Genomic DNA, 10,945 nt, shown 5'->3' on the forward strand with positions numbered 1-10,945 from the left:
GACCTGACACGGCCGGGAAGGGTGAGCACATGACCGACGACAACGTGGTCGCAGCGGGCGTCGTGGCCGCCTCGGGACAGTTCATGCTGGGCGGGGCGCTGAAGGTGCACCGCCTGGGCTACGGCGCGATGCGCCTGACCGGCGAGGGCATCTGGGGCCCGCCGAAGGACCCGGACAACGCGCTCGCGGTGCTGCGGCGCGCGGTCGAGCTGGGCGTGGACTTCATCGACACGGCCGACTCGTACGGCCCGTACGTCAGCGAGGAGCTCGTCCGCGAGGCGCTGTACCCGTACCGCGGGGTGACGGTCGCGACGAAGGCCGGGCTGCTGCGCACCGGGCCGAACAAGTGGATCCCCTGCGGGCGCCCGGACTACCTGCGCCAGGAGGCCGAGATGAGCCTGCGCCGCCTCGGCGTGGAGACCATCGACCTCTTCCAGCTCCACCGCATCGACCCGCACGTCGCCGCCGACGAGCAGTTCGGCCTGCTCGCCGACCTGCAGCGCGAGGGCAAGGTGCGCGAGGTCGGGCTGAGCCAGGTGTCGGTGGCCGAGATCGAGGCCGCCGGGAGAATCGTCGACGTCGCCTCCGTGCAGAACCGCTACAACCTGGTGGACCGCTCGTCCGACGACGTCCTGCGGCACTGCACCGAGCACGGCATCGGCTTCATCCCGTGGGCGCCCGCCGACGCGGGCAAGCTCGCCGAGCCCGGCAACGCGGCCGAGCGTGCCGCCGAGAAGTTCGGCGCGACGCCCGCCCAGGTCGCCCTGGCGTGGCTGCTGCAGCGCAGCTCGGTGATGCTCCCGATCCCGGGCACCAGCTCGCTGGAGCACCTCGACGAGAATTGCGGGGCCGCGTCGCTCGAGCTCGACCGCGCGACCGTGGCCACCCTGGACGCCGCGGCCTGATCCGCTCGTGGACGGGGCCCGCGGGCCCCGTCCACGACGTCAGGAGCCGGTGCGCACCGCCGGCCGCGCCCGCTCCGCGTCGCGGCGCGCGCGGCGGTCCTTGAGGCGCGCCACCAGCCCGGTCGGCGGGTCCGGGTCCTCGCCGCGCTCGGCCCGCTCGGCGGCCGCGACGATGCGCCGTTCCATGCCGCCGAAGACCAGGACGTGGAACGGGGCGATGACGCGCCAGTAGGCGTGCCCCGCGAGCCCGTGCGGGAAGAAGATCGCCCGCTGCCGGTACAGCGAGCCCTCCTCGGTCGGCGCGACGCGCAGCTCGAGCCACGCGAGACCCGGCGCCTTCATCTCCGCGCGCAGGCGCAGCAGGCGCTCGCCGGGCAGCATCGCGGGCCCGCTGACCACCTCGCGGTCGGCCGACCCCTCGTCAAGGCACTCCTCCACCCGCCACCAGTCGAGCGCGTCGCCGACCTTGAGCGAGTCGGCGTCCCGCCGCCCGCGGCGCAGGCCGACGCCGCCGAAGAGGCGGTCGAGCACCCCGCGCGCCCACCAGCCGAGCGGGAACGAGTACCAGCCGCGCTCGCCACCGATCCCGGTGACGATGTGCCAGACGTTCTCCGCCGACGCCGTCGACGGGCGCTCGCGGACGTCGGTGTACACCGTGCCGCCCGCCCACTCGGGGTCCGAGGGCAGCGGATCGGACGGCGCGTAGGAGGCGTTCGCGCCGCTCCAGCGCGTCTCCACCTGCCCGGACCCGATCCGCGCCAGCGCGAGCGACACCGCGCGCCGGAAGCCCGTGAGGCCGCCCTCGGGCGGCGGGATGAACGTGTCGATGTCGTGCTCGGCCGCGACGACCTCGTGGATCAGGGAGTCGATGAGCGGCACCGCGGTGGAGCGCGGGACCGGGGTGACGAGGTTGACCCAGTGCGACGACAGCCGCGGCGTCAGCACCGGCACGGGCAGCATCGCGCGCTTGGCCAGGCCGGCGACGTCGGCGAACCCCTCCATCATCTGCAGGTAGGTTAGGACGTCCGGTCCGCCGATGTCGAAGGTGCGGTTGACCTCGGGCGGCAGGGTCACGGCGCGCACGAGGTAGTGCAGGACGTCGCGGATCGCGATCGGCTGGACCCGGTGGTGCACCCAGGAGGGCGTGAGCATCACGGGCAGCCGCTCGGTGAGGTAGCGCAGCATCTCGAAGCTCGCCGAGCCCGACCCGAGGATCACCGCGGCCTGCAGGACGACCGTGGGGACGCCCGAGCGCAGGAAGATCTCGCCGACCTCGGCGCGCGACGCGAGGTGCTCGGAGAGCTCGACCCCGTCGGGGTGCATGCCGCCGAGGTAGACGATCCGCGACACACCGGCCTCGCGGGCGGCCTGCGCGCTGATCATGGCGGCCTGCCGGTCGACGGCCGCGAAGCCGCGCTCGGAGAGCGAGTGCACGAGGTAGTAGAGGACGTCGGCGCCCTCGCACGCGCGCCGCATCGACTCCTCGTCGAGCACGTCGCCGCGCACGATCTCGACCTGCTCGGCCCAGGGGACGTCGCGCACCTTGTCGGGGTCGCGCACCACGCACCGGACGTGGTGGCCCTCCGCCGCCAGCCGCGGGGCGAGTCGCCCGCCGATGTATCCGGTCGCTCCGGTGACCACGCATCGCACGAGGGGATCGTCGTCCCTGACGCACCGCCGCGCAGCACCGAGGTGCCGGTTCCCCGCTCGCTGCCCCCGATCCGGGCCCTCCTGAAACCCGCCGACCTCCTTCGGGGTGACACACGCCCGGGGGATCCGTCGGCGTGTCGCGGGCGAAAGGCCGTGTCACCGCGAATCCGTGCCGATCCGCCCCCCAAGTCTCGGCGCGCTCCTGCCGTTGCAGAGGCCAGACGCTCGATGTCGTTGCGCCGTTCGGCGGTGCACGAGGACGGGCTGAACGATCAGCAGTCGGGGAGGTCGAGAGATCGTGTGGGTGTGGCGAGACGAGCCGGCGTCCGGGGAAGCGCGTTCCGGGTCGGGCGGGTGGCGGCTGGATGCCTACGGCACGTGGGTGTGGGACGAGCCCTCGCCGCTGGAGCGTCCGGGCGCCGGGATCGGGGCGCTGCGGCGCCCGGAGTCCCCGGTGGCACCGGTCGCGCGGCGGCGCGAGGTGCGGGCGGGCGGTGACCGGGCCCTGGCGAGCCTCGGGACCGCCGGGGCGGAGCCGACCCCGATCTTCCACGAGCTGACCGAGGACCGATCGCGTCCCCGGCGCGCCTACCGCGACCGGGACGCGCTCGCGGTGCCCGAGCCGCACCCCGGCTCCGGCCCCCTGCCGGTGCAGGACGCCTCCGGACGCCGCCGCGGCGGCCTGGCCGAGGTCCCCACGGTCCCGCCGCCCGCGCTCGGCGGCTCGAGCTCCCCGGAGGAGTCCCCCGAGGACGAGCTGCGCCGCCGCGCCGAGCGTCGCCGCCGTCCCCGCGCCGACGAGGCGGGCGCCGAGGGCGGCCGGCACGCCTGGCGCGAGGAGATCCGCGGCGGGCGGCACGCCCTGCGTCGCTGACGCCCGCGACGGGTACCGACGGGTCGGGTCGCCCTGCCGGGGCGACCCGGCGCTCCGGGCGACCGGTCCGTGCGAGGTGCTGCGGGGCTATGCTGCGGCCTCCGCGCGGCCCCGTCGGGCGCCGAGCCCGTCCCGGCGCCGCACCCGAGCCGTCCGTCGCGCCCCGTGGAGGTCGCTTCCGTGATCGTCCGTCGTCTCGCCCGGCCCATGCTGGCCGCCATCTTCATCAAGGGCGGGGTCGACACCCTGCTCAACCCCGAACCGCGCATCCAGAAGGCCACGCCGCTGCTGGAGAAGGCCGCGCCGAGCCTGCCGGAGCAGGTCCCGTCGGAGCCGCACCAGCTGGTCAAGATCGACGCCGGCGTGAAGATCGCGGCCGGGTCGCTGCTGGCGATCAACAGGTTCCCCCGGCTGGCGTCGCTGGCGCTGGCCGCGACCCTCGTCCCGACCACGGTCGCGGGTCACCCGTTCTGGGAGAAGTCGGACCCGGCGGAGAAGCAGGCCGACCAGCAGCAGTTCCTCAAGAACGTCAGCATCCTCGGCGGGCTGGTGCTCGCCGCGGTGGACACCGGCGGGAAGCCGTCGCTGGGCTGGCGCGGCCGCCGCGCCGCCCGCAAGCTCGCGAAGCGCGCCGACAAGCTCTCCGGCGAGCTGACCGGGCACTCCGACGACGCGGGCGACAAGCTCCGCGAGGCCGGCGACAAGGTCCGCAAGAACGTCATCGACGGCGTCGACGTCGCGATCGGCGCGATCGCGTCCTGACCCCGCCCGAGGACCGGCACGGGGCCGCCGCCGCGGGCGGCGGCCCCTGCACCGGTCCGGCCCCGCCTCGCTGCGCTCCCCGGCCGGCATGAGCCCCTAGGGTGGCGGCCGTGTGGACGAACTGGTCCGGCGGCCAGGAGTGCCGGCCGACGGCGACGGTGCGCCCGCTCGACGACAGCGGCGTCTCCGCCGTGGTGCGCCGGGCCGCCGAGCGCGGCCAGGCCGTCCGCCCGGTCGGGTCCGGGCACTCCTTCAGCGCCCTCGCCGTCACCGACGGCGTGCACGTCGACCTCTCCGCCTTCAGCGGCATCACCGGCGTCGGCGGCCGGCGCGGCGGCCCCACCGTGCGCGTCCGCGCCGGCACGACGCTCGCCCGGCTCCACGACGAGCTCGCCGACCGCGGGCTCGCGCTCGCCGCGCCGCTCGAGCTCGCCGCCCCCACCGTCGGCGGGGCGCTGGCGGTCGGCATGCACGGCAGCGGGCCGGCGGTCGGTTCGCTGTCCGCCGCGGTCGTGGGCCTGCGCCTCGTCGACGGCCGCGGGCGCCTGCGCGACGTCGCCGCCGCCGACCTCGACGCCGCCCGGACCTCGCTCGGCGCCCTGGGCGTGGTGCTGGAGGCCGAGCTCGCGGTGGTGCCCGCGGGCCGGGTCCGGGTGACGCGCGAGCCGCGCCCCGTGGAGGAGGTGCTCGAGTCCGACTTCTGGTCGGCGCACCCCGTCGTGGAGGCCGCGGTGTTCCCCTCCGCGAGCACGGCCCTGACCCGCTGGCTCGAGCCCCGCCCCGAGCACGCCACCGACGACGACACCGGGGACGACGAGGACGAGCCGGAGCGCACCGTCGGGGTCACCGTCGCCGGGGCGACGGGGCGGACCGCGCTCGGCGGCGCGACGCTCGTCGAGCGCGCGCTCCCGCGTCTCGTGCCCCGCTTCAACCGCGCGGTCTCCCGGCTCGCCCGCACCGTCAGCGCGACCGGCCCGATGCACCGGGTGCTCTCGAGCCCGCCCGCGGTCCGCTTCGAGCAGACCGAGTGGGCGCTGCCCCGCGCCGCCATGGCCGCGGGGACCCGCGAGCTGCTCGCGACGCTGGCCGACGACCACCTCGAGGTCGGGCTCCCGGTCCGCCTGCGGGTCGGGCCCCCGGAGACCGGCTGGCTGCACCCCGCCCACGACCGGGCGACGGGCTGGGTGGCGGTGCGCGTCCCGCGCGGCATCGACCACGGCCCGGTCCTCGAGCGCGCCTGGCGCGTGCTGCGCGACCACGGCGGCCGCCCGCACTGGGCGTCGCGTTCGGACTGGACCGTCGAGGACACCGTCGCGGCCTATCCCCGCCTGCCCGACTTCCGCCGGGTCCGCGACGACTACGACCCCGACCGGGTGTTCGCCACGCCCGCGCTGGACGCGGTGCTCGGCGCCTGACCCTCGCCGGCTGTGCCGTCGGTGCCGTCGGTGTCCTCCGCGGCCCCCAGGTCGACGGCGAGCCCGACCACGGCCTGGTCGATGCGGCGCAGCAGGCGAGCGGCGGTCAGCATCGTCGTGCGGCGGTGCGGGTCCTCGGTCCGCGCGGCGTGCTCCTCGGCGGCGTCGACGAGACGCTCGGCGGAGATGGCCCGCACCCGTCCACCGTCGGAGGCCCGCCGGCCGCGGACCAGCACGTCGCGCAGCCCGTCGAGGTTGGCCCGCACCCGCGCGGCCGCCGGGTCCAGCGTCGCCGCCCAGGCGGGGTCGGCGACCTGGTCGGCGGTGCGGGCCAGCGAGCGCGCGTAGACGTCGCACACGACGAGCACCCGCAGCCCGCGCTGGTAGCTCGACCGCGCGCGGCGGCGGGCGAAGGGCGCGGCGAGGGTCTGGGCGCGCTGGCGCAGGGTGGCCAGCGCGTCGTCCATGGCCCGCACACCCTCCCGGGGCGGCGTGCCGGGCCGGCGGCCCACCAGCCGGTCGATCGCCTCGGCCAGCACCCGGTCCATGGCGTCGACGACGTCGCCGACGGCCTCGCCGAAGGCCGCGCGGGTGCCGCGCGGCAGGACGAGGAAAGCCGCGACCACCGCGGCCGCGGCCCCGATCGCGGTCTCCTCGATCCGCAGCACCAGCGTCTGCACGCTGAACTGCCCGATGAGCCCGTAGACCAGCGCCAGCACCGCGGTGATCCAGAAGGCGAGCATCGAGGGCGAGACCCGCACCAGGTAGAGCGCGAGGAAGACGCAGACGAACAGGAGCAGCAGCGAGAGCAGCGTGTTGCCGCCGACGAGGGCCGCGAGCCCCATCCCGGCGACGACGCCGCCGACCGTGCCCAGCACCCGGCCCCAGCCGCGGGAGAGCAGGTCGCCGCGGCTGTTGGTGCCCGCGAAGACGACGAACGCCGTGATCACCGCCCAGTACCAGCGCGACGGCGCGATGAGCTCGCCGACGACGATCGCCAGGGCCGCCGCGACACCGACCTGGACGGCCTGCCGGGTGGAGAGGGCGATCCCGCCGGGTTCCACGGCCGCGGCCGGGTCGGTCTCCCGGTCCGTGGGTCGAGCTCCCCCGTCGGCGTGCTCGTCCGATCGCTCCGTCTCCCGGCGCACGTCGTCGTCCTCGGGGCGGTCGGACGCCGGGCCCGGACGCTCGTCGGGCGGCAGGTCGGTGGGCGGGTCGGCGGAGGCCGCCCGGTGGGCGAGCGCGTCGGGCGCGGGTGCGCCGCCGGCCGGTGGCGGGGGAGGCAGTGACGGGGCGCGGGGGGCGCCCCCGTCGGGACGCCGCGACGGGGCGTCGACCTGGGCGTGGTGGATCGCGTCGGCGACCCGCCGCACGGCGAAGGCGGTGCGCTGGACGCGTTCGCGGCCGGGCCGGGTGTCGGCGACGAGCCCGGCCACGGCGGCGCGGGCGTCGTTGGCGGCCTCGAGGATCGCCAGGTGCTCCTGCCCGGCGGTCAGCGCGGTCTGCAGGTGCCGCAGCCCGGTGCGCAGCGCCGCCACCACCACCGGGTCGATCGGCTCCGGCGGGTCCCCGTCCTGGGGCAGGGCCAGGCGCCGGGTGACGACGGAGAGGCGCTCGAGCGCGAGCTCGGCGTCGGCGACGCGCAGGGCGAGCGTGTCGTCCTCGAGTCCGGGCCAGACGCGCCCGGCGGTGGTCTGCTCGAGGGCGTCCTCGACCAGCAGCGACACCTCCTGCAGGCGGGCCCGGGTGCGGCGCAGCGTCTCGAGGTCGCGCTCGTCGGGGCCGCCGCTCCCGATGCCGGCGAGCACGGTGTCGGTGGCCCCGACCAGGGCGTGGGCCCGCGCCCGGAACGCGGTGACCATCCGGCGCAGCGTGCGGGCCGGGCGCTCGGCGAACACGACCCCGCGCAGCAGCAGGGTCGAGGAGATCCCGACCACCACGGCGACCAGCAGCCACGGCACCTGCGCGGGCGCCACCTGGAGGAACTGGGTGAAGAAGAAGGGCATGAAGCCCGCCATGCCGAGCGCGAACCCGCGGGGGCCGTACCGGCGCACCCACACCGCGGTCACCATCACCGCGACGAACGCCGCCGCGGCGGGGACGCGGTAGGGCGCGACGAACGCGCCGGCCACCGTGCTCGCGGCCGCGGGCAGGATCATGAGCGCGGTGGTGACCCGCCGTCGGGGCAGGTCGGGCTCGGTGACCGCGAGGTTGGAGACCATCGCCAGCACGCCCGCGAAGAGCAGGACGGTGACGGGCTCGGCGGGCGCCAGCAGCCCGCGCACGGTCGCGACCGCCCCGACCGCGAGGACCATCGCCGCGACGGCGATGGAGGCCAGGCGCAGGCGCGTCAGACCCGGGTCGACGCCGGCGAGCCACGTGCGGAGGTCGAGGGACCGTCCTGAACGCCGCCCCCTCACCTTCTCCTCCCTCACCACGGTCGGTCGTCGGGGAGTCTCGCACGGTCGACGGTGCCCGGACCGATCTCGACAGCGGTTACCTGCGGGTAATAGTGTGGGGTTACCGGTCGGTAGAACCACTGGCCGACCACCACGTGGTGAGGAGCGAGGCGGGATGGGCCACTACCGGGCGAACGTCCGCGACATCGAGTTCAACCTCTTCGAGGTCTTCCGGGTCCAGGACCGGTTCGGGTCCGGCCCGTTCGCCGACGCCGACGAGGAGACCGCGCGCGCCCTGCTGGGCGAGGTCGCGTCGATGGCCGAGGGGCCGCTGGCGGACTCGTACGAGTCGGGCGACCGCAACCCCGTGCGCTTCGACCCGGCGACCGGCACCGCCCACCTCGACGAGGGCATCAAGAAGTCCTACCGGGCGCTGTGGGACGGCGAGTGGTGGCGGCTCTCGGCCGACAACGCCATCGGCGGCATGGGCGTCCCGCCCTCGGTGCAGTGGTCGGCCGGCGAGATGATCCTCGGCGCCAACGCCCCGGTGTTCATGTACATGGCGGGCCCGAACTTCGCCTCGGTGGTCTACCGCAACGGCACCGAGCAGCAGAAGCGCTGGGCGCAGCTCATGGTCGACCGCGGCTGGGGTGCCACGATGGTGCTCACCGAGCCTGACGCGGGCTCCGACGTGGGCGCCGGGCGCACCAAGGCCCGCGACAACGGCGACGGCACCTGGTCGATCGAGGGCGTCAAGCGCTTCATCACCTCAGGCGACTCCGGCGACCTCCACGAGAACATCATGCACCTGGTGCTCGCCCGCCCCGAGGGCGCGAAGGCCGGCACCAAGGGCCTCTCGCTGTTCCTCGTGCCCAAGTTCCACTTCGACGACACCACCGGCGAGCCGGGCGAGCGCAACGGTGCCTACGTCACCAACGTCGAGCACAAGATGGGCCTCAACGCCTCGGCCACCTGCGAGCTGACGCTCGGGGCGACCGACACGCCGGCCATCGGCTGGCTGCTCGGCGAGGTGCACGACGGCATCGCGCAGATGTTCCAGGTCATCGAGTACGCGCGGATGATGGTCGGCACCAAGGCCATCGGCACCCTGTCGACGGGCTACCTGCGCGCGCTCGAGTACGCGAAGGAGCGCGTCCAGGGCGCCGACCTCACCAAGCAGACCGACAAGACCGCCCCGCGCGTCCCGATCACCAACCACCCCGACGTGCGCCGCAGCCTCATGACGCAGAAGGCCTACGCCGAGGGCCTGCGCGCGGTGTACACGTTCACGTCGACCTACCAGGACGTCATCCGTTTCGGCGAGGCGCCCGAGGCCGTCTCCCCCGAGGAGATCGCGCTCGCGGAGAAGGTCAACGACCTGCTGCTGCCGATCGTCAAGGGCGTCGGGTCGGAGCGCGCGTCCGAGCAGCTCATCCAGGCGCTGCAGACCCTCGGCGGCTCGGGCTACCTGCAGGACTACCCGCTCGAGCAGTACATCCGCGACGCCAAGATCGACTCGCTGTACGAGGGCACCACGGCGATCCAGGCGCAGGACTTCTTCTTCCGCAAGATCGTCCGGGACAACGGCCAGGCGCTCATGCACGTCGCCGGCCAGGTCCAGGCGTTCCTCGACGCCGAGGGCGGGAACGGCCGGCTCAAGGAGGAGCGGGCGCTCCTCGCCACCGCCCTGGGCGACGTCCAGGCGTCCCTGGGGGCGATGGTCGGCTTCCTGACCTCGTCGCAGGAGGAGGTCACCAACCTCTACAAGGTCGGCCAGCACGCGGTGCGCTTCCTGCTGAGCGTCGGCGACATGCTCATCGGCTGGCTGCTGCTGCGGCAGGCCGAGGTGGCCGGCCAGGTGCTGGACGCCGGCACCGCGGGTCGCGACCGGGCGTTCTACGAGGGCAAGATCGCCGTGGCGCGGTTCTTCGCTCGCAACGTCCTGCCCGAGCTCTCCTCGCGCCGCGCCATCATCGAGGGCGCCGAGAACTCGATCATGGAGCTGGACGTGGCAGCCTTCTGACGCATGGCCGTACGGATCGGGACCTCCGGGTGGATCTACCCGCCCTGGCGGCGGGTGTTCTACCCGGAGGGCCTGGTCCAGCGTCGTGAGCTGACCTATCTCGCCGAACGTCTCGACACCGTCGAGATCAACGGCTCCTTCTACTCGCTCCAGCGAGCCTCGAGCTACCGCACGTGGGCGGAGCGCACGCCCGACGACTTCGTGTTCGCCGTCAAGGGCGGCCGCTTCGTCACGCACATGAAGAAGCTGCGGGGCGTCGAGGAGGGGCTCGCGAACTTCTTCGCCTCCGGCCCGCTCGCCCTCGGCGGCAAGCTGGGCCCGGTGCTCTGGCAGCTCCCGCCGAACCTCGGCTACGACGCCGAGCGGATCGAGGACTTCCTGCGCCTGCTGCCGCGCACGACCGGCGAGGCGGCGGCCCTGGCCGCCGGCCACTCGGACAAGGTCAAGGACCCGTGTACGACGGCGGACGAGGACCGTCCGCTGCGGCACGCGATGGAGGTCCGGCACGCGACGTACCGCGACCCCGGGTTCGTCGCCCAGCTGCGCCGCCACGGGGTGGCGCTCGTCGTGTCGGACACCGCGGGCACCTTCCCGCGCCTCGACGACGTGACCGCCGACCTGGTCTACGTCCGCCTGCACGGCGACACCGAGCTCTACGCCAGCGGCTACACCGCCGCCTCGCTCGACCGCTGGGCCGCGCTCGTGCTCGCGTGGGCGCGCGGCGACGCGCCGGTCTCGGAGGACACCGTCGCGCCCGACGACCCGCCGCCGCCCGCGCCGAGCGGCCGCGACATCGTCGTCTACTTCGACAACGACATCAAGGTGCATGCCCCGTTCGACGCGATAGGCCTGCGGGAGCGTTGCACCTAGGGCGTGTCTCCTGAATCTTGAGCGTGATGTCGGCGAGCATGCTGGCC

The 10,945-nt window shown here is 74.9% G+C and carries 8 protein-coding genes; 6 read left to right on the forward strand and 2 right to left on the reverse strand.

All coding sequences use genetic code 11. From position 1 onward, the window contains the following. Positions 1 to 29 precede the first annotated feature (29 nt). The gene (locus PHK61_RS22125) at positions 30 to 905 is read left to right on the forward strand and encodes an aldo/keto reductase (protein ID WP_274283175.1); all 876 of its coding nucleotides are present in this window, start codon (positions 30 to 32) and stop codon (positions 903 to 905) included. Positions 906 to 944: 39 nt separating this feature from the next. On the opposite strand, the gene PHK61_RS22130 is transcribed toward PHK61_RS22125, so the two are convergent. Then, positions 945 to 2,555 (reverse strand): SDR family oxidoreductase, encoded by a 1,611-nt coding sequence (locus tag PHK61_RS22130; RefSeq protein ID WP_274283176.1) that lies wholly within the window; start codon positions 2,553 to 2,555, stop codon positions 945 to 947. A 298-nt stretch (positions 2,556 to 2,853) separates the two neighbouring features. On the opposite strand from PHK61_RS22130, the gene PHK61_RS22135 reads away from it, so the two are divergent. The 3 genes from PHK61_RS22135 to PHK61_RS22145 all read left to right on the forward strand — a co-directional run bounded on the left by PHK61_RS22135 (position 2,854) and on the right by PHK61_RS22145 (position 5,606). Continuing rightward, positions 2,854 to 3,429: a hypothetical protein gene (locus PHK61_RS22135; RefSeq protein ID WP_274283177.1), complete on the forward strand. Its 576-nt coding sequence runs from the start codon at positions 2,854 to 2,856 to the stop codon at positions 3,427 to 3,429. A 180-nt stretch (positions 3,430 to 3,609) separates the two neighbouring features. After that, the gene (locus PHK61_RS22140; protein ID WP_274283178.1) at positions 3,610 to 4,191 is read left to right on the forward strand and encodes a DoxX family protein; all 582 of its coding nucleotides are present in this window, start codon (positions 3,610 to 3,612) and stop codon (positions 4,189 to 4,191) included. Between the two features lie 110 nt (positions 4,192 to 4,301). Continuing rightward, positions 4,302 to 5,606 carry a D-arabinono-1,4-lactone oxidase gene (locus PHK61_RS22145; RefSeq protein ID WP_274283179.1) on the forward strand — a complete coding sequence of 435 codons (1,305 nt, stop codon included), beginning with the start codon at positions 4,302 to 4,304 and terminating at the stop codon, positions 5,604 to 5,606. Here the strand turns inward: PHK61_RS22145 and PHK61_RS22150 are convergent. Further along, positions 5,549 to 8,026, reverse strand: a complete 2,478-nt coding sequence (locus tag PHK61_RS22150) for an FUSC family protein (protein ID WP_274283180.1) — start codon at positions 8,024 to 8,026, stop codon at positions 5,549 to 5,551. The two genes, PHK61_RS22145 and PHK61_RS22150, sit on opposite strands and share 58 nt — an antisense overlap. A gap of 154 nt (positions 8,027 to 8,180) precedes the next feature. On the opposite strand from PHK61_RS22150, the gene PHK61_RS22155 reads away from it, so the two are divergent. Then, entirely contained in the window at positions 8,181 to 10,028 is a 1,848-nt protein-coding gene (locus tag PHK61_RS22155) for an acyl-CoA dehydrogenase (RefSeq protein WP_274283181.1), read from the forward strand. Between the two features lie 3 nt (positions 10,029 to 10,031). Next, entirely contained in the window at positions 10,032 to 10,898 is an 867-nt protein-coding gene (locus PHK61_RS22160) for a DUF72 domain-containing protein (protein ID WP_274283182.1), read from the forward strand. Positions 10,899 to 10,945: the final 47 nt, after the last annotated feature.

The organism is Actinomycetospora lutea, assembly GCF_028737205.1.
GTDB lineage: Bacteria > Actinomycetota > Actinomycetes > Mycobacteriales > Pseudonocardiaceae > Actinomycetospora > Actinomycetospora lutea.